Origin of the sequence: Streptomyces sp. NBC_00259 (assembly GCF_036181745.1) — a bacterium.
Classification (GTDB): domain Bacteria; phylum Actinomycetota; class Actinomycetes; order Streptomycetales; family Streptomycetaceae; genus Streptomyces; species Streptomyces pratisoli.
The window spans coordinates 2,177,211-2,195,526 of sequence record NZ_CP108080.1 but is presented as its reverse complement, the minus strand read 5'-3'; the positions used below and the strand labels follow the sequence as shown (position 1 = coordinate 2,195,526).

Annotated in this window: 19 protein-coding genes; 7 read left to right on the top strand and 12 right to left on the bottom strand. The window is 71.9% G+C overall.

What is annotated here, in order from left to right:
• Positions 1 to 2: 2 nt before the first annotated feature.
• From OG766_RS09840 to OG766_RS09830, 3 genes are all read left to right on the top strand, one after another.
• Positions 3 to 689 (top strand): TetR/AcrR family transcriptional regulator, encoded by a 687-nt coding sequence (locus tag OG766_RS09840; protein ID WP_266374605.1) that lies wholly within the window; start codon positions 3 to 5, stop codon positions 687 to 689.
• A gap of 172 nt (positions 690 to 861) precedes the next feature.
• A complete protein-coding gene (locus OG766_RS09835) occupies positions 862 to 1,887 on the top strand; it encodes an endonuclease/exonuclease/phosphatase family protein (RefSeq protein WP_266374607.1) in 1,026 nt (341 codons plus the stop codon).
• A 98-nt stretch (positions 1,888 to 1,985) separates the two neighbouring features.
• Entirely contained in the window at positions 1,986 to 3,218 is a 1,233-nt protein-coding gene (locus tag OG766_RS09830; RefSeq protein ID WP_266374608.1) for an MFS transporter, read from the top strand.
• Here OG766_RS09830 and OG766_RS09825 read toward each other — a convergent pair.
• Together OG766_RS09825 and OG766_RS09820 are read right to left on the bottom strand one after the other, a co-directional pair.
• A complete protein-coding gene (locus OG766_RS09825) occupies positions 3,187 to 4,968 on the bottom strand; it encodes an NAD+ synthase (RefSeq protein WP_266374609.1) in 1,782 nt (593 codons plus the stop codon). The genes OG766_RS09830 and OG766_RS09825 overlap by 32 nt on opposite strands.
• Positions 4,969 to 5,104: 136 nt before the next feature.
• Positions 5,105 to 6,826 (bottom strand): multicopper oxidase family protein, encoded by a 1,722-nt coding sequence (locus tag OG766_RS09820; RefSeq protein ID WP_266374610.1) that lies wholly within the window; start codon positions 6,824 to 6,826, stop codon positions 5,105 to 5,107.
• Positions 6,827 to 6,918: 92 nt separating this feature from the next.
• Between OG766_RS09820 and OG766_RS09815 the strand changes: the two genes are divergently transcribed.
• Complete coding sequence (locus tag OG766_RS09815; RefSeq protein ID WP_266374611.1) at positions 6,919 to 7,650, top strand: DUF998 domain-containing protein; 732 nt, start codon at positions 6,919 to 6,921, stop codon at positions 7,648 to 7,650.
• On the top strand, positions 7,647 to 8,603 hold the full coding sequence (locus tag OG766_RS09810; RefSeq protein ID WP_328725052.1) for an alpha/beta fold hydrolase: 957 nt from the start codon (positions 7,647 to 7,649) through the stop codon (positions 8,601 to 8,603). Before OG766_RS09815 ends, OG766_RS09810 begins: the two co-directional genes overlap by 4 nt.
• Here the strand turns inward: OG766_RS09810 and OG766_RS09805 are convergent.
• Entirely contained in the window at positions 8,524 to 8,943 is a 420-nt protein-coding gene (locus OG766_RS09805; RefSeq protein WP_266374613.1) for a CBS domain-containing protein, read from the bottom strand. The two genes, OG766_RS09810 and OG766_RS09805, sit on opposite strands and share 80 nt — an antisense overlap.
• Before the next feature lie 99 nt (positions 8,944 to 9,042).
• Between OG766_RS09805 and OG766_RS09800 the strand changes: the two genes are divergently transcribed.
• On the top strand, positions 9,043 to 9,480 hold the full coding sequence (locus OG766_RS09800) for a DUF5990 family protein (protein WP_328725051.1): 438 nt from the start codon (positions 9,043 to 9,045) through the stop codon (positions 9,478 to 9,480).
• Between the two features lie 163 nt (positions 9,481 to 9,643).
• On the opposite strand, the gene OG766_RS09795 is transcribed toward OG766_RS09800, so the two are convergent.
• The 3 genes from OG766_RS09795 to OG766_RS09785 form a co-directional block, all read right to left on the bottom strand.
• Positions 9,644 to 10,357 carry a DUF305 domain-containing protein gene (locus tag OG766_RS09795; RefSeq protein ID WP_266374615.1) on the bottom strand — a complete coding sequence of 238 codons (714 nt, stop codon included), beginning with the start codon at positions 10,355 to 10,357 and terminating at the stop codon, positions 9,644 to 9,646.
• Positions 10,357 to 10,953 carry a DUF3105 domain-containing protein gene (locus OG766_RS09790; protein ID WP_266378076.1) on the bottom strand — a complete coding sequence of 199 codons (597 nt, stop codon included), beginning with the start codon at positions 10,951 to 10,953 and terminating at the stop codon, positions 10,357 to 10,359. The genes OG766_RS09795 and OG766_RS09790 overlap by 1 nt, the downstream gene beginning before the upstream one ends.
• A gap of 107 nt (positions 10,954 to 11,060) precedes the next feature.
• Positions 11,061 to 11,465 carry a hypothetical protein gene (locus OG766_RS09785; protein WP_266374616.1) on the bottom strand — a complete coding sequence of 135 codons (405 nt, stop codon included), beginning with the start codon at positions 11,463 to 11,465 and terminating at the stop codon, positions 11,061 to 11,063.
• Positions 11,466 to 11,607: 142 nt separating this feature from the next.
• Between OG766_RS09785 and OG766_RS09780 the strand changes: the two genes are divergently transcribed.
• Positions 11,608 to 12,969 (top strand): glutamine synthetase family protein, encoded by a 1,362-nt coding sequence (locus OG766_RS09780; protein ID WP_266374618.1) that lies wholly within the window; start codon positions 11,608 to 11,610, stop codon positions 12,967 to 12,969.
• Between the two features lie 74 nt (positions 12,970 to 13,043).
• Here the strand turns inward: OG766_RS09780 and OG766_RS09775 are convergent, their stop codons facing one another.
• From OG766_RS09775 to OG766_RS09750, 6 genes are all read right to left on the bottom strand, one after another.
• The gene (locus OG766_RS09775) at positions 13,044 to 13,673 is read right to left on the bottom strand and encodes a YcxB family protein (RefSeq protein WP_266374619.1); all 630 of its coding nucleotides are present in this window, start codon (positions 13,671 to 13,673) and stop codon (positions 13,044 to 13,046) included.
• Between the two features lie 501 nt (positions 13,674 to 14,174).
• A complete protein-coding gene (locus tag OG766_RS09770; RefSeq protein WP_266374621.1) occupies positions 14,175 to 14,399 on the bottom strand; it encodes a hypothetical protein in 225 nt (74 codons plus the stop codon).
• 55 nt (positions 14,400 to 14,454) lie between these two features.
• A complete protein-coding gene (locus OG766_RS09765) occupies positions 14,455 to 14,895 on the bottom strand; it encodes a VOC family protein (RefSeq protein ID WP_328725049.1) in 441 nt (146 codons plus the stop codon).
• A 28-nt stretch (positions 14,896 to 14,923) separates the two neighbouring features.
• Complete coding sequence (locus tag OG766_RS09760; protein ID WP_328725047.1) at positions 14,924 to 15,358, bottom strand: VOC family protein; 435 nt, start codon at positions 15,356 to 15,358, stop codon at positions 14,924 to 14,926.
• A 20-nt stretch (positions 15,359 to 15,378) separates the two neighbouring features.
• Positions 15,379 to 15,927 (bottom strand): pyridoxamine 5'-phosphate oxidase family protein, encoded by a 549-nt coding sequence (locus OG766_RS09755; protein WP_328725046.1) that lies wholly within the window; start codon positions 15,925 to 15,927, stop codon positions 15,379 to 15,381.
• 64 nt (positions 15,928 to 15,991) lie between these two features.
• The gene (locus tag OG766_RS09750; RefSeq protein WP_328725044.1) at positions 15,992 to 18,193 is read right to left on the bottom strand and encodes a PIG-L family deacetylase; all 2,202 of its coding nucleotides are present in this window, start codon (positions 18,191 to 18,193) and stop codon (positions 15,992 to 15,994) included.
• Between the last annotated feature and the right edge of the window lie 123 nt (positions 18,194 to 18,316).

The following is an 18,316-nucleotide window of genomic DNA, read 5'->3' as shown; positions in this document are numbered from 1 at the left end:
GGATGCGAGGCGGCGAGACGGAGGCGACGGTGGAGGCGGCGGTGGAGGCGGTGGTGCCGGGCCGGACGGGGGCGAAGCGGGAGGCCGAGGGCGGTGGAACGGCCCCGCGGCGCGGCCGCCCCCGGAGCGAGGCGGCCGAGCGGTCCATCCGGGACGCGGTGGTGTCCCTGCTGGAGGAGGGCGTACCGCTCGGCGACATCTCCATCGAGCGCATCGCCCGCACCGCGGGGGTGGGCAAGGCCACCATCTACCGTCGCTGGTCCGACAAGGAGGAACTGTTCGTCGACGTGCTCCGGGACATCGAGCCGCCGGACCCCGACCTGCCCGGTACCTCCGCCCGGGACGACCTCGTCGTCATGCTGGAGTCCGTCCGCCTGGGTGGCCTCGCCCAGCGCTCCTCCGCGCTCCTGCACAACGTCCGCGCGCAGATGAAGAGCCACCCCAAGCTGTGGGACGCGTACGTCGCGACCGTGATCGACCCGCGGCGCGTGACCGTCCTGGAGATCCTGCGCCGGGCCGTCGCCGAGGGAGAGATCCGTGCCGATCTCGACATCGACCTGGTCAACGACCTCATCGTGGGTCCCATGCTCGTACGGGCCGTGATGCGGCCCGACGCCCCGCTGCCCGGCGATCTCGCGGAACGCATCGTCACCGCGGTGCTGGAAGGACTGCGCCCGCGGGCCGTCTGACCGCGCCCGAGCAATATGCGCGTTCTGTCACAGCCGCCCCTTCACCGAGCTTGATCGGAACCCGTCGCCGCGCCCTGCCGTCCTCGAACCCGTACGGCAGTAACGCATCGGGCATCGCCTAGGGTCATGGGACGGGCACGATGTGCACGGCAAGGCAGTGAGGACGACACACATGCGGCAGCAGGCATACATGGCGGAGACGGAGAACGGCAGCGCGGAGGACCCCCGCTCCGGTTCCCGGTTCCGGGCCCTGCGTGACCGCTGGCGGGACGATCCGGGGATCTGGCGGCGCGGCATCGTGCTCGCCGGTCTCGCGGTGCTCCTCGGCCTCCTGATGATCCTGCACGCCCAGATCCCCAACAAGATCGGGAACCTGGGCAGCCTCACGGAGACGTTCCTGCCGTGGCTCGGCCTGTTCGTCCCGGTGCTGCTGGTCCTCGCGCTCGTACGGCGCTCCGCGACCGCGCTGATCGCCCTGCTGGTGCCGGCGATCGTCTGGCTGAACCTCTTCGGCGGGCTCGTCACCGACAAGTCGGGCGACGGCGGAAGCCTCACCGTCGCCACGCACAACGTGAACGCCGAGAACACGGACCCGGAGGGCACCGCCCGCCAGGTCGCGGCCTCGGGCGCGGACGTCGTCGCGCTGGAGGAACTGACGGCGGACGCGGTCCCGGCGTACGAGAAGGCGCTGGCCACGCAGTACCCCCACCACTCGGTGCAGGGCACGGTCGGGCTGTGGAGCAAGTACCCGATGAGCGACACCCGGCCCGTCGACATCCAGCTGGGCTGGGTCCGTGCCATGCGGTCCACGGTGGCGACGCCGGCCGGCGACGTCGCGGTCTTCGTGGCACATCTGCCGTCGGTACGGGTCAAGATGAACGCGGGCTTCACCGCCAGCCAGCGGGACACCAGCGCGGACGCGCTGGGCGAGGCGATCGCCCGGGACCGGGTCGGCAGGACGGTCCTGCTCGGCGACCTCAACGGCACGATGAACGACCGCTCCCTGAACGCGGTCAGCTCCCAGATGCGCTCCACCCAGGGCGCGGCGGGCGACGGCTTCGGCTTCAGCTGGCCGGCGTCGTTCCCGATGGCCAGGATCGACCAGATCCTGGTGAAGGGTGTCGAACCGGTCTCCTCATGGACCCTGCCGCGCACCGCGAGCGACCATCTCCCCATCGCGGCACGTGTGAAACTCTGACCCGGGGTAAAGCCGCCGCAATCAGGCGTTCACCCGCGGGAACAATCCGCATGAGAGCCTTTGTTCCGTTTGAGAACTAAACCGGAAAGGCTCTTCCCATGCCCCTGGCGCTGCTCGCGCTCGCCGTGTCCGCCTTCGGCATCGGCACCACCGAGTTCGTGATGATGGGCCTGCTGCCCAATGTCGCGGGCGATCTCGGCACCTCCGTCCCCACCGCCGGGTACCTCGTCTCGGCGTACGCGATCGGCGTCGTCATCGGTGCCCCGCTGCTCACCGCGCTCGGCTCCCGCGTCCCGCGCAAGCGGATGCTCCTGCTGCTCATGGCGCTGTTCGTCGTCGGCAACCTCGCCTCCGCACTCGCGCCCGGCTTCGGCACGCTCCTCGCCGGGCGCGTCCTCGCGGGGCTGCCGCACGGGGCGTTCTTCGGGGTCGGCGCGGTCGTCGCCGCGCGGCTCGTCGCCGAGGGGCGGCAGGCGCGGGCCGTGGCCACGATGTTCCTCGGACTGACCGTGGCCAACATCGTCGGCGTACCCGCCGCGACGCTCCTGGGCCAGCACCTCGGCTGGCGCGCCACCTTCCTCGTCGTCACCGTGATCGGGCTGGTCGCGATGGCCGCGCTCGCCCGGCTCGTTCCGGACGTACCCGTCGACGCCCATCAGGGCCTCGGCCGTGAGCTGCGCGCCCTCGGCAACCGGCAGGTGCTGCTGGGACTGCTCACCGCCGTGTTCGGCTTCGCGGGCGTCTTCGCCGTGTACTCCTACCTCGCGTCCATCACGACCGAGGTGATGGGCCTCGGCGAGTCCTCCGTGACGCTCGTCCTCGCCCTGTTCGGCATCGGCATGACGCTCGGAGCGCTGGCGGCCGGCCCGCTCACCGACCGGGCCCTGCGCCCCACCCTGTACGGCTCGCTCGCCGCACTCGCGCTGGTCCTCGTCGCCTTCCGCTTCACCGCGCACATCCCGTGGGCCGCGCTCGTCACCGTGGTCGTCCTCGGCGCGGTCGGCTTCATGACCACGACCCCGCTCCAGATGCTGGTGATGAACAAGGCCCAGGACGCCCCGACCCTCGCCTCCGCCTCCAACCACTCCGCCTTCAACCTCGCCAACGCCGGCGGCGCATGGCTCGGCGGGGCGGCGATCGCCGCGGGCTGGGGCTGGATCTCGCCGGCGCTCGTCGGCTCGGTCCTCGCCGTCGCGGGCCTGGCGATCGCGGCCGCGGCGGGACTGCTGGACCGTACGACGAAGGGGGCTTCCCGCGTCGTCGCGGGAAGCCCCCTCGCAGCGGCGGCCGACCAGCAGGTCAGTGCGTCGTCTCGCGCCAGCGGTTCGTGATCGGCAGGCGCCGGTCCTTGCCGAAGCCCTTCGCCGAGATCTTGGTGCCTGGCGGGTACTGGCGCCGCTTGTACTCGGCCGTGTCGACGAGGCGCAGGGTCCTCGTGACCAGCTCCTCGTCGTAACCGGCGGCCACGATCGCGTCCTTGCCCTGATCGCGGTCGACGTACAGCTCCAGGATCCGGTCCAGGACGTCGTAGTCCGGTAGCGAGTCCGTGTCGACCTGCCCCGGGCGCAGTTCGGCGCTCGGCGGCTTGACGATCGAGCTCTCCGGGATCGGCGGGGTCTGGCCGCGCTCCTCGGCCGCCCGGTTGCGCCACTTCGCCAGCCGGAAGACCGAGGTCTTGTAGACGTCCTTGATCGGGCCGTACGCGCCGACCGAGTCGCCGTACAGCGTCGAATAGCCCACCGCCAGCTCGGACTTGTTGCCCGGGGCGAGGACGATGTGGCCCTCCTGGTTGGAGACCGCCATCAGCATCGTCCCGCGCAGCCGCGACTGGAGGTTCTCCTCCGCGAGACCGGTCAGCCCGAGCGAGCCCATGTAGGCGTCGAACATCGGCTCGATCGACACGGTGCGGAAGTTCAACCCGGTGCGACGGGCCAGCTCGGCCGCGTCGCCCTTGGAGTGGTCGGAGGAGTACTTGGACGGCATGGAGATGCCGTACACGTTCTCCGCGCCGAGCGCGTCACAGGCGATCGCGGCGACGAGTGCCGAATCGATACCTCCGGACAGGCCGATCAGGACGGACCGGAAGCCGTTCTTGGCGGCGTACGCGCGCAGGCCGACGACCAGCGCGGAGTACACCTCCTCGTCGTCGTCGAGGCGCGGGGCGTAGCCGCCCGTCAGCTCCCGCTCGTACGCGGGGAGCGGCTCCTCGGAGAGGACGACCCGGTCGACGGCGAGAGCGTCGTCCACCCGCTGCCCATGGGCGGCTCCGCCGCCGGGCGTGCCGGGCTCGGCGGACGCGGCCGGGAGGTCGAGGTCCAGGATGACGCTGCCCTCGGCGAACTGCGGGGCGCGCGCGACGACCTCGCCGTTCCTGTCGACGACGATCGAGTCGCCGTCGAAGACGAGCTCGTCCTGGCCGCCGATCATCGCGAGGTACGCGGTGGTGCAGCCGGCCTCCTGGGCCCGCTTGCGCACCAGTTCCAGACGGGTGTCGTCCTTGTTCTGCTCGTACGGCGAGGCGTTGATCGAGACGAGCAGCCCGGCCCCGGCGGAGCGGGCGGCGGGGACGCGGCCGCCGTCCTGCCAGAGGTCCTCGCAGATGGCGAGCGCGACGTCGACGCCGTGCACGCGGACCACCGGCATCGTGTCGCCCGGCACGAAGTACCGGAACTCGTCGAAGACGCCGTAGTTGGGGAGGTGGTGCTTGGCGAACGTCAGCACCACCCGGCCGCGGTGCAGCACCGCGGCGGCGTTCTGCGGGGCGCCGGCGGGCTGGCCGTACCGCGGCTGTGCCTTCTCGGAACGGTCGAGATAGCCGACGATCACCGGGATCTCCCCGTACCCCTCGTCGGCGAGCCGCCCGGCGAGCGCGCGCAGCGCGGTCCGCGAGGCCTCGACGAAGGACGACCGCAGGGCCAGGTCCTCGACGGGGTAACCGGTCAGCACCATCTCGGGGAACGCGACGAGATGCGCACCCTGCTCGGCGGCGTGCCGGGTCCAGTGCACGATCGACTCGGTGTTGCCGGCGAGATCGCCGACGGTCGAGTCGATCTGATTCAGAGCGAGACGAAGTTGGGGCACGCGGCCCAGTGTAATCGTCTCTCTGACGCGATGTCCCGCGGTGTGTCCCGCGCCACCCCGGAGGCGCCTGCTCCGCCCGGGCGAGAGGGAGGGCGAGGGCCAGGGCGAGAGGAGGGGCGGGCCCCTCCCCGCTCGGTCAGCGGCGGTACGCCAGCGTCGTCATCATCCCGGACTCCGAGTGGTAGATGTTGTGGCAGTGCAGCATCCACAGACCCGGGTTGTCCGCGTCGAAGTCGAGGACCAGCTTGTTGTGCGGCAGGACCACGGACGTGTCCTTGCGGGCGCCGTGGGAGTCGATGCCGGCCAGCGAGTAGGTGTGGCCGTGCAGATGGACGGGGTGCCACATGTCCGTGGCGTTGACGACCACCAGACGCACCCGCTCACCGTGCTCGATCTTGTGGATCCGGTCCGGTGAGTAGGGCCGGTGGTCGATGCCCCAGTCGTACTCCTCCATGCCGCCGGTCAGCGTGAGCTTGAGCAGGCGGTCCGGCCGGCGCCGGTCCATGGCCACGGACTCGTGCGGCCGCAGCCGCCGGGCCGACTGGAGCACGTTCCGGTACAGCTCCGCCGGACGCGTGGACGGCTTCGGCGCCGCCCCGCCGCCGGTGCGCAGGACGGCCATGGCCGAGCCGTTCTTGCCCTCGGCGAGCGCGGTGAACGGGAAGACCCCGCTCTTCGCGGTGATCAGCACGTCGTAGCGCTCGGCCATGCCCACCAGCAGCGAGTCGACCTTCTCGTGGTGCACGGGGAAGCCGTCGCTGTGGGTGATCGTCATCTGGTGTCCGCCGAGCGCCACCCGGAACGGCGACTCTCCGCCCGCGTTGATGATGCGCAGCCGGATGCGCTCGCCGGGCTTGGCCTGGAACTGCGTCGGGTCGTCCGGCGTGCGCCCGTTGATCAGGTAGTGCGGGTAGGCGACATCGCCCGCGTGGCCGCCGAGCAGCTCGCTCTTGGCGCCCTTCATCAGCCGGTACGGGCCCTTGCCGCCGTGCGGTGACGGCGAGGGGCCGCTCCGCGCCGCCGGGGCCTGGGCCCAGCCCGGCCCGTACCCGGCGTCCACTCCTCCGGCGGGCCGGGAGGGCCGGGCGCCGTGCTCGTCGTCGTCCTCGTCCTCGTGGTCCTCGCCGCGCTCACCGCCGTGCCCGGAGCCGTGCCCCATGGCGGGCTTGCCCTTGCGGAGCTGTGCGAACACGTCCTCCGGCGTGGAGCCGTTCACCCCGTCGATCCAGTCGTCCAGGATGATGATCCACTCCCGGTCGTAGGAGAGCGGCTCGTTCGGGTCGTCCACGATCAGCGGCGCGGCCATCCCGCGGTCGAGCTGCAGGCCCATGTGCGGGTGGAACCAGTAGGTGCCGGGGTGCGGCACGAAGAAGCGGTACGTGAACGACTTGCCGGGCTTGATCGGCGGCTGCGTCACATCGGGCACGCCGTCCATGTCGTTGGTCAGGGCGATGCCGTGCCAGTGGACCGTGGTCGGCTCCGGCAGATGGTTGTTCAGCGTCATCTTCAGTGTGTCGCCGGCGGTGATCCGCACCTCCTTCCCCGGCATCTCGTTGTTGTACGTCCAGGTCCTGACGGTGCGTCCGCCGCCCAGCTCGACCGTGCCGGGGGTGGCGGTGAAGGTGAGCCCCCGCTCCAGGCGCTCGGGGCTCGGAGTCCAGGTGGGGCCGACCTGCTTGCCGTCCGGCGCCGGGGCAGAAGCCTGGGGCCTGGACCCCGGGGCCCCCTCCTGGCCGCCGCGGTCCGGACCGTCGCCCGAGCAGGCGGCGAGCAGTCCGGATCCCGCGGCGGCGATCCCGGCGCCGAGTACCGCGCGACGGGTGTGAGAGGTCTGACGGGTGTGCTCCTGCCTGTACATGGCCCTCCGGTCGGTCGAACCTGCGCGCCCCCACCCCACCGGGGGACAGGCCCCGGTGGGGCCGGACGCGGCACGACCTAGCATGGGGCACAATGCCCGAAACATTCGGTACATCCGTTACATCCAGAACTGTCGCGCTGCTGATCGCGCTCGGTTCCCTCGCCTACACCGCCTGGGTGCTCGAACTGATCCTCAGCACCGGCATCGACCCGGTCAGGGCGTACGTGAGCGAACTCGCCGCCGCCGACCAGCCCTTCGGCGGACTGTTCCGCGCCACCGATCTGGCCGCCGGGCTGTTCGTCCTCACCGGAGCCGCCGGGGCACTGCGATGGCTGCCGCGGCGCCCCTGGTCCGTGCTCGGCTGGGCGGCCCTCGCGCTGTTCGGCGCGGGCACCGCGGCCGACTCCCGGCTGCCGCTCAGCTGCGCACCCAGCGCGGACCCGCAGTGCGCGGCCCGGGAGACCGCGGGCCTCGTCCCCGCCACGCACGCCGCGCACGCCATCACCTCCACCCTCGCCACGGCCGGCGCGCTCGTCGGCCTCGTCGCGCTGACCGTCGCCGCGCGCCGCTACGGATGGTGGCCCCCGCTGGCCCGGACGGGACCGGTCCTCATCGCCCTCGAACTCGCCGCCACCGTCTGGACGCTGACCGCCGTCGCCGCCTTCCGGGCGGGCCGCGGCATCTGGGCCCTCGGCGCCGGACAACGCCTCCAGGTGCTGCTCGTGGCAGGCTGGCTGGCGGTACTCGCGCTGTCCGTGGCGCGGGACGGCAGGCGGGGGACACCCGGGATGCCGGGCACACAGGGGACGAGGGGCAGAGCGTGACGTTCGTACGGGTCGGCGGAGTGCCCCATCACATGGTCGTCGAGGGCAGCGGACCGGTCTGTGTCCTCAGCGCGGGCCTCGCCATGAGCTGGTTCGACTGGGACCCCGTCGTACCGCTGCTCGCGCCGTACCGCACCGTCGTCCGCTTCGACCGTCCGGGACACGGCCTGAGCGGACCGGCGGCGGTCCCCCCGTCGGCGACGGGCGAGGCCCATCGCATCGCCGCCCTCCTCGACGCGCTGGGGCTCGCCGGGCCCGCCACCGTCGTCGGCCACTCCATCGCCGGATTCCACGCCGAGGCCTTCGCCCGCCTCCACCCCGCCCGTACGTCCGGCATCGTCCTCGTGGACTCCAGCGTCGAGGAGGACGCGCGTGCGCCCGTCGCCCCCGCGGTGCGTACGGCCGTGGCGCACGGCGTCGGCACCGCGCTGAGCGCCGTGGGAGCGCCCGCCGCGCTCGGCCCGCTCACCCGCCGCGCCGTCGTCCGGCTCTCCCGCACGGGCGGCGGCGACCCGGCCCCCGCCCCGCTCGTACGCCGCTGCTACGGCACCGCGCGCGTGCTCCAGGGCGCCCTGCTGGAGAACACCCACTACCGCGCGGTCGCCGCCGAACTGCTCGCGCTGCGCGGGCGGTTCCCGCTTCCGGACGGGGTCCCGGTGACCGTACTGGCCGCGGACGCCGGCCGGGGCGGCCTGGGCGGCCGGTTCACCCGGCGCTGGCTGGAGCGGCAGCGCGCGCTGGCCCGGCTGCTCGGCGACGCCCGATTCGAGGCCGTCGGCGGCTCGGGCCATCTGATGATGCTGGACCGCCCGGACGCGGTGGCCCGGGCGGTCCTGACGCCGGAGGAGGGGGCGGGAGAAGGAGCGGAGCGGGTCAGCCCCGCGCGTACACCTGCTCGACCCACGACGCGATCTGGTCCTCCGGCAGATGCTGGGCCAGATCGGCCTCGCTGATCATTCCGACGAGGCGCTTGTTCTCGATGACGGGCAGCCGGCGGATCTGGTGGTCCTGCATCTCGTGCAGTACCTCGTTCACGTCCGCACCGGCTTCGACCCAGCGCGGGGTGCCCTTGGCCATGTCGCCTGCCGTGATCTTCGACGGGTCATGGCCCATGGCCACACAGCCGACGACGATGTCACGGTCGGTCAGAATGCCGCAGAGGCGTTCCTCGGAGTCGGCTATGGGCAGGGCGCCCACGTTCAGTTCGCGCATCAACTGCGCGGCACGGTCGAGCGTTTCGTGTGCCGGGATCCACTGGGCCCCGGGATGCATGATGTCCTTGGCGGTGGTCATGGGGTTCGTACCTCCTGAGTGCGGCCCACGCGACCGTTGTCACCCGATGTCACGCCCGGACCCCCGCTGGAGGACCCAGGGGCGGAGAGGAGCCTTCCGATGGCCCGGCTGACGTTGCGCATCACGGGCCGGGATCTTCCCGGCCGTCACTGCGGGGACTTCTCCGACGTGCACGTGGGCACACAGCGGGGCAGGGAACCCGACCAGCTGGTCCCGGCGGACGCCGGGGAGGCCGTTTTCGACCTTACCGCCGACGTCGTCGAGGCGCCCGACGGGACGACCGACTTCCGCGGCCCCTACGTGCAGGGGCGGCGCGGCGAGCGGTTCGTCTGTCTCACCTGGGGAGAACTGCCGACCGGCGGCACCTTCGCGATGTTCCGGCGCGCGAAGCTCTTCCTCGCGGACATCCCCGCGGACCTGGTGGCGGCGGGCGCGGCCGAGGCGACGATCGGACTGACCGACGACCACGGCCTGCCGCTGTGCGCGGTCGTCCGCCCGCCCCGGGTGCAGTGGCGGGCCGGGGCGGGCGGAGGCTGAGGCCGGGTCGGGCGCGAGCCGGGCGCGAGCCGGCCGCGGGGCAGGCCGGCCGCGTGGCCGGTCCGCCGCGAGACGGACCGGCCGCGGGGCTCGTCGGCCGATGGGCAGGCCGGTCCCGGGGCGGACCACCTGCGGACCGGGTGCGAACCGGCTGCGGACCGGGTCAGCCGCGGGGCGCCGCACCCCGCTTCTTCAGCAGGTCGGCCATCAGCGCCAGCTCGGACTGCTGGGCGTCGACCATGCCCTGGGCGAGGGACTTCTCCGTCCCCACGGTGCACAGGTCCGCGCAGCCCTGGGCCATCGTGACGCCGCCCTTGTGGTGGTCGGTCATCAGCTGCAGGTAGAGGACTTCGGCCTGCTTGCCGCTCGCCTTCGCGAGCTGTTCCAGCTCGGCCGCGGTGGCCATGCCGGGCATCAGCGAGGCGCCGCCGGCTTCGTGCCCGGCGTGTGCGCCCGGCCCGTCCTCGTGCTCGCCGCCGTGCCCGCCGTGGCCCTTCGCCGAGGTCATCCAGCCCATCGGCTCGGACCCGGACTCGACCTTCGGCAGCCCCCACAGATCCAGCCAGCCCAGCAGCATGCCGCGCTGGTTGGCCTGTGTGTTGGCGATGTCGTACGCGAGCCGGCGCACCTCTTCGTCCTGCGTACGGTCCCGGACGATGAAGGACATCTCCACCGCCTGCTGGTGATGGACGGCCATGTCACGGGCGAAGCCCGCGTCGGCGGAGCCCGACGCGGGGGCCGCCGCCGTACCGCCGCCGTGGCCGCCCTCGTGCCCGGCGTCGCCGCCCGCGGACGCGACCGTGGCCGCGCCCGCGAACAGCAGCGCCAGCACCACCGCGGTGATCGCGGCCCAGTGCGTCCGGGTCGGCTTCGGCATCACCCGCTCAGTCCGCCCGTGCACGCGGCACCCGGCTCGGGCGTCTGCGGACCCTGCACGTACCGGGTGAAGAACTGGTCCACGCGCGGGTCGTCCGCGGCGTCCACCGTCACCTGCTTGCCCCAGGCGCTGAGCATGATCGCCCCGGCCTGGTCCTTCACCGGGCTGATCATCGAGTACGAGGTCTTGCCGACCTTGTCCTTCAGCTTCTGCACCTCGGCGGCCGGAGCCTTGTCGCTGTAGGTCACCCACACCGCGCCGTGCTCCAGCGAGTGCACGGCGTTCACCTCCGGTATCGGCTTGTCGTAGACGTTGCGGTCGCAGTTCATCCACGCCTGGTGGTGGTCACCGCCGACCGGCGGCTTCATCGGGTACGTCACCGCCTTGGTGACGTGGTTGCGGCCGAGCTTCTTCGCGTCCCAGGACTTCTCGTCCTTGATCGGAGCCTTGGCGGCGGCCTCCGCCTGCTCCTTCTTCTCGGACTCCTTGTTCAGCATGAACGCACCGAAACCGATGAGGCCCGCCACCACGACGGCGCTGACCGAGATCGTGATGATGCGGTTGCGGCGCTCGCGGGCCTGCTCGGCGCGGCGCATCTGCTCTATCCGGGCGCGTCGGTCGTTCGTCTTCTTCGACACTCTGCTTCGTCCTTCGTCTTCTGCGTCTGAGGGATGTCGGGGGTGTGCGGGAGGGCGCGGTCCGCTCAGGTCCGCAGCACCTGAAGGACGTGGAGATCCGGGGCACGGGGGAGCGCCCCGGAGCGCGGCGGCCGGCCCCCGAGGGCCGACGTCGCGGGGTCGGTCGGGAGCCCGGAGACGGCGAGGGGGGAGTCCAGGGGCGGAGCGGTGAGCACGGCGGGGCCCAGGTGCGGGAAGAGGTCGCAGTCGCCCCGGTCGTACGGACAGCTGTACGCGGCCGGGTCCGGGGTGCCGGGCGCGGCCGTGAGCCCCTCGAACCCCTGGTGGGCGTCGTGCGGGCGCGCCGTTCCCGCCGCGGTTTCGGCCTGGCCCAGACAGAGGAAGAGCGCGGCGAGGAGCGTCGCCACGGCACTCCCCAGTGCCATGGGACGCGCGGTGTGCGCGGTGCGGGTGTGCCGCAGGCCCCCCATGGGCGCAGATGGTAACGGCGGGTGCGTGCCCCATGTCATACGGGGTGCGTAATCTGGGCGAAACCCCGGGTCGTGATACTGAAGTTCTCCGCTACGCCCTGGCGGTGGTGCACAGGCCGTCTGAACTGCAAGGATGTGGCTTATGGACAAGCAGCAGGAATTCGTGCTCCGTACGCTCGAGGAGCGCGACATCCGGTTCGTACGCCTCTGGTTCACCGATGTGCTCGGCTTCCTGAAGTCGGTCGCGGTGGCACCCGCCGAGCTCGAGCAGGCATTCGACGAGGGCATCGGCTTCGACGGGTCCGCGATCGAGGGCTTCGCGCGGGTCTATGAGTCCGACATGATCGCCAAGCCCGATCCGGGCACCTTCCAGATCCTGCCGTGGCGCGCGGAGGCCCCCGGCACGGCCCGGATGTTCTGCGACATCCTCATGCCCGACGGCTCCCCGTCCTTCGCGGACCCGCGCTTCGTGCTCAAGCGCATCCTGGCCAAGACCTCGGACCTCGGCTTCACGTTCTACACCCACCCCGAGATCGAGTTCTTCCTGCTGAAGAACCGGCCGCTGGACGGGTCCCGCCCCACGCCCGCGGACAACTCCGGCTACTTCGACCACACCCCGCAGAACGTCGGGATGGACTTTCGCCGCCAGGCCATCACGATGCTCGAATCCATGGGCATCTCGGTGGAGTTCAGCCACCACGAGGGCGCGCCGGGGCAGCAGGAGATCGACCTGCGGTACGCGGACGCGCTGTCGACCGCCGACAACGTCATGACGTTCCGTCTCGTCATGAAGCAGGTCGCGCTGGAGCAGGGGGTCCAGGCGACCTTCATGCCCAAGCCGTTCTCCGAGCACCCGGGATCCGGGATGCACACGCATCTGTCCCTCTTCGAGGGCGACCGCAACGCGTTCTACGAGTCCGGCGCCGAGTACCAGCTCTCCAAGGTGGGACGGTCCTTCATCGCCGGCCTGCTCAAGCACGCCGCCGAGATCTCGGCCGTCACCAACCAGTGGGTCAACTCCTACAAGCGCATCTGGGGCGGCTCGGCCCGCACGGCCGGCTCGGGCGGCGAGGCCCCCTCGTACATCTGCTGGGGCCACAACAACCGCTCGGCCCTGATCCGCGTGCCCATGTACAAGCCGGGCAAGACGGGCTCCGCACGGGTCGAGGTCCGCTCCATCGACTCCGGCGCCAACCCGTACCTGACCTACGCGGTACTGCTCGCCGCGGGCCTCAAGGGCATCGAGGAGGGCTACGAACTCCCCGCCGGCGCCGACGACGACGTCTGGGCCCTCTCCGACGCCGAACGCCGCGCGATGGGCATCGAGCCGCTGCCGCAGAACCTGGGCGAGGCGATCACGCTGATGGAACGCAGCGAACTGGTCGCGGAGACGCTCGGGGAGCATGTCTTCGACTTCTTCCTGCGCAACAAGAAGCAGGAGTGGGAGGAGTACCGCTCCGAGGTCACGGCCTTCGAGCTGCGCAAGAACCTGCCGGTGCTGTAGGCGCGGTTCGCGTCCGCATTCGCACGGTGCGGCACTCCGGGCCGACGGTCACCGACCGCCGGCCCGGAGGCGTCTCACGGACCTGTCACCGGCCCTGGACCACTCTCCATGGCCGTCCGGTCTGCCCCCTCGGTGCGGTCCTTCGGCTGGTCGGAGCCCGTCCTCCGGGCGGCCCGTACTGAGCGCTGGTCGATCAGTGCGGTGGCGAGCAATTCCCGCATGCGTTCCGTGTCCTGTGGCGCGTTCAAGCCGCGTTTGGGCAGTATCAGCACTCCGGCACCCCAGACATCTGGGGTGAGGAGCACGAAGACCCGGCGACTCTCGACACATCGTCCGTAGAACTCCCAACCGGTGTGGTTCGTATGGCGCTCGGACACAGTGCCGATCCCTGACCGGTCGACCGTGACGCGATGTTCGCCCAGGTGCCTCGCGTATCCGAGCAGGGCCAGAGCCATCAGCCAGCGGCACGCGATCATGATGACGACGACAGTCGCGGTGAACCGCAACACCCCCAGGGCGGGGGAGTCGAAGCCCTTGGCCGCAAGGTTGATCGCGATCACCAGGCCGAGGAAGCCGGCCACGGCCCACAGGACGCGATAGCACCACCGGCCGACCGGACTGTGCCGCATCTGAAGCTTCAACCCGTCGGATATCTCCCGCAGTGTCACCGTGTATGTGAACTGAACGGATACGTCGGCGGTCATACGTCCTCCCCAGGCCGGATGGACAAGGGATCGTACTGGTAGTCGATCAACCCTGGTCGTCCCACCGCAGGCGGATTGCAGATCTCGGTGCGACCTGCCGCCCCAGGCGAAGCGACTCGATCCGGCACTCCGGGCCGACGGTCACCGACCGGCGGCCCGGAGGCGTTTTACTGCCCCGGAACCCGTCCCGGCATCGCGCAGCGGTCATCTCTGCCGGGGCATGGCGATGAGAGGAAGCGGCGTGTGTGCCGCCGGGTGCGGGGGGCCGCGGAGGGTGCGGGGCGCGCCTTCGCGGTGGGCGGGGCGGTGGAGAGCGGTGTGAAGGATCTCCGGACCGCGGAGCGGCTGGAGACCCCGGCCGGCCCCGTACCCGGCCTCGTACGACGAGGTCGTCGAATGCCGCCGTGTCCGGGCCAGCCGGCCCCGGACATCAGGTGCCGGCTGGACAGCGCTCCGGGCCGGCGGTCGGTGACCGTCGGCCCGGGGGCGTTCTCGTGTGCGTCAGAGCTTGTGCATGCCGTAGTAGGGGCTGACGATCCGGGTCTGTTGCGAACCGAAGTCGACGAGCATCGCTTCGCCCGAAGCTTCCACGGCGATGACCTTGCCAAGGCCGTGCTGGTCGTGTGAGACGCGGTCTCCGAGGGTGAAGTGCTTCAGCACCGGGTCGGCCGGCGCCTTGAAGGGGCTCGTGGGCAGGTGGCGCCTGGGCGCTGGTCTCTTAGTCATTACAGCCCAGTATGCGGTCTGGAACACCGGCCGGACAGACTCGAACGCCCGTCCGTCAGACCTGGCGCCTGTCCGAGAGGGGTAGCGGGGACTCCTGGATGACCCAGCCGTTGCCGTCGGGGTCGGTGAAGAAGACGAAGGAATTCCAGGCTTCGCCCTTGCCCGGGGCCCAGCCGGAGGGGGCGACGTGCTGGACCGCGCTGACGGCGACACCGCGGCCGAGGAGCTCGTCGTGGGCCGCTTCGATGTCCGGTACACAGAGCTGGAGGCCCTGGATCGCGCCGGGGGTCATCGTCGTCTGGCCCGGTGCCGGCGGCATGCCCTCGCCGATGACGATCGAGCAGGTGGAGCCGGGCGGCGTCAGCTGGAGGATGCGGACGCCCTTGGCGATGCGGGTGTCGTGGTCGACCGCGAAACCGCACTGGTCGGCGTAGAAGGTCCTGGCCCGGTCCACGTCGGAGACCGGGATGACGATCACTTCGAGGGTCCATTCCATGGCGCCGCCAGGGGAGTGGGCCGTGCGGTCAGCGGTCCGTCAGGGGTTTCGGGGCCTCCTGGACCACCCAGCCGTTGCCGTCGGGGTCCTGGAAGAACACGAACGAGTTCCAGGCGTCGTCCCCCTTGCCGTCCTCCCAGCCGCTCGGTCCGACGTGCTGCACCGGCCCGACCACCACACCGCGGTCCACCAGCTCCTTGCGGGCCGCCTCGATGTCGGTGACGCACACCTGCAGGCCCTGCAGGGAGCCCGGGGTCATCCGTGGCCGGCCCGGCGAGTCGGGCAGACCGGACTCGAGGACGATGGAGCAGCGTGAGCCGGGCGGGGTGATCTGGACGAGCCGGGCGCCTACGAACGGTGACGTGTCGAGGTCGGCCCGGAAACCGCATTGGTTCACGTAGAAGTTCTTGGCCCGGTCGACATCGGTGACCGGGATGGAGACCACTTCGAGGGTCCATTCCATGGCTGGGTACTCTCCTCGTCTCAGCCGGTGAAGCGCCAGCGTGTCTGGCTGTAGGTCCCGCCGCCCCTGCCGAAGCCGAAGGCGGTCCGCGGCGCCACCCCGAAGACGAGGGCGCGGCCTCCGCCTTCGTGCCAGAACGCCTTGTTCCGAACTTCGAAGCGCCATTCCGGGCCGTACTTCGCCTCCCAGGCCTCGGCCAGCCGCGCGAGCCGGGCCTCGTCGGACACCACGACCGCCTCACCCTCGACGACCAGGTCCCGGCCCTCCTTGTCGCGGCTGGTGCCCGTGGTGAGGACGACCTGCGGGTTGGCGGCGAGATTGCGGGCCTTGCGCTCCTCCTCGCCGGTGGTGAAGTGCAGCGCGCCCTCCAGCCAGACCGCCAGCAGCGGGGTGACGTGCGGGCGGCCCTCGGGACGTACGGTCGACAGCCAGAAGATCCCCGATTCGTCCAGCTGGGTGACCGCCTCCGGCCAGGGTGTCGCCGTGGCGTCGGCGGAGCTGTACCGGGGATCCAGGTCGGTCTGCGGTTCCTGTGTCGCCATCGCGGCGTCCCTCCGGGGTCCGGTCATGAACATCGTCCCTTCGATGTACTGACCCCGCCCGTCGGCCGGACTCATCGGCCGACGCGGATGCTCACCGGGCCGACGGCGTCCAGCGGAGGGTTCCGTCCAGACCGATCGCGGCCACCCCACCGGCCACCCCACCCGTGACTCCACCGGTCAGCCCCGCGGGCGCGCCCGCGAAGAGGAAGCCGGACTCGGTCCAGGCGGGCCCGCGGGTCCCGGGCACCGTGGGCGTGGACGCCGCCTCGGACACGGACGGTGTCGTCGCGAGGGTGCCCGTGCGGGACCGTACGGCGAGCAGATCGCCGGCGGCGCTGACCGGACCGAAGCCCGCCACTCCGGCGGAGGGCACGGCCGAGGTCACCGGCGCGGCCGTTCCCGCCGTGCCGCGAAAGCCCAGGCCGCGAGGGCCGGAGCCGCGTAGGACCGGGTCGCCGAAGTGGACGCTGCGCACCTCGCCCGTCACCGGTGCCCGGTACCAGAGCCGTACGCCGTCACCGCCCGGGTCGGCCGTCGCGCTCAGCGCCAGCGTCGTCGGCGGCAGCCCCGTCGGTCGCGGACCCGACGGGAACGCGTCCGGCGCGGCCCGTGTCCAGGCCACCACCGACCTCGGCGTGGAGACGAAGACCGTGTGCCGGCCCGCCGCGTCGGCGGCGACGACCGGATCGCCGTGCAGATCCGACCCGCCCAGCGGCGTCCACGCACCCCAGCCGCCGCCGGGGAGCTCGGCCCGGCCGCTCAGCCGGTGGCCGCCGTCGCGGAGGTAGACGGTGAGCCGGCCGGCGGTGTCCACGGCCGCGGCCGGGGCACTGATGTCGGACGTGCCGCTCGCGTCGTCCCGCTCGGGTGTACCGAGCGGGACCCACGGCCCGAAGTCGCCGCCCGGCGTGCGCTGCACGGTGAGGACGACGTCCCGGCGGTAGTCGGCGGCGCGCGCGCCGAGTGTCGTACGCGTCCCGAGGACGGCGATCCGTCCGTCGGGCAGGCGTACGGACGTCACCCCGCTGTCGATGCCGCCGCCGGAGAGCAGCCGGGGCCCGGTCCATGCCGCGTCGGCCGCCGCACGGTGCCAGACCGCGAGCCGCCGGTCGAGCACGGAGAACGCCCACGCCGCCCCGTCCGCGCCGGGCTGCACCCAGGAGGTCGAGTCGCCGCGCGTGTAGCGGACCGTCTGCGCCCAGCCGTGGCCGGCAGGCCGCGCCGCCACCTTGCGGTCTCCGCAGCCCGCCGGGTCGCCGCAGTGGTCGGCGCCGTCCATCCATGCGTACGTCTTCAGGGTGCGCAGCTTGGCCTCGGCGCCTGCCGGGTCCAGGGTGCGCGGCAGCCCGCCGGTGAAGTAGCCGAGGTAGGTCTGGACGCCGAAGCGCGGGTGCCCGGGCACCTGCGCGTAGCGGGCGAGCGCCGCCTGCGCGAACCGCGCCCCGTACAGATGGTCCTGGTGGTCCGCGTACGTGCCCTTCGCCGTACGGCCGGGCGTCGGGTCCTGCATCCGCACGAAGGTCGGCCGGAACCGCTCCAGCAGTCCCGCGATGGTGTCGACGACCTGCCGTTTCGTGTACGCGAAGTCCTCCCGTACGGGCGCGCCCGAGGCGAGCTGCGACGACAGCGCGTCCACCCGGCCGTCCCACAGGCCGTGCAGGCTGCGCGGCCGGTCGCCGTTGATGCTGCCGGCCTCGCGGAGCTGCACCCAGACCAGGCTTATCTGCGGCTCGGCCCGCAGGACGTCCAGCTCGGCCGTGCCGCCGCCCGCAGTCGGTACGGCCGTACGCGACCACGCGCTGGTCCGGTCGCCGGTGGCCATCTCGGCGTAGGCCGCGCGTATGCCGTTCTGGCGTGCCTCGGCGTAGGCGGCCTTGTCGGCGGCGGGCGGACGCGGGTCGTCACGGCGGGCGTTGACCCCGTCGGACTCGCCCGCCGTCAGATACACCGAGGTCAGGCTACGGCCGGTGGCGACGGACTGGCCGGTGTCCGGGTTCATGAAGAACAGGTCGTCGTCGGGGTGCGCGACGATCTGCATCACCCTCTCGCCCACGGTCGTACGCACCGGCGGCACCGCCGGCGCCTCGGCCGGTCCCGCCGTGCCCGTACCCGGCCGGTCCGCGGAGGCGCTGCCGGGGACGGCGATCAGCGCGCAGACCAGCCCCAGCAGCGTGGCGACGACGAATCCGGCGGCGAGAACGCGACGAGGCGCCTGACGAAGAGCGCGGCGGGGCGCCTGACGAAGAGCGCGACGAGGCGCTGGACGCAGAGCGCGGCGGGGCCGGATGGGCATGGCGGACAGTGCTTTCGTGCGGGCGTGACGATGCCGTCCGGGCATCTGACATCCGGACGGCACAGAAGACGGAAAGTCCAGGAATAAGGGTTGATCCGCCCGAACCACGAAAAACATGGCAAA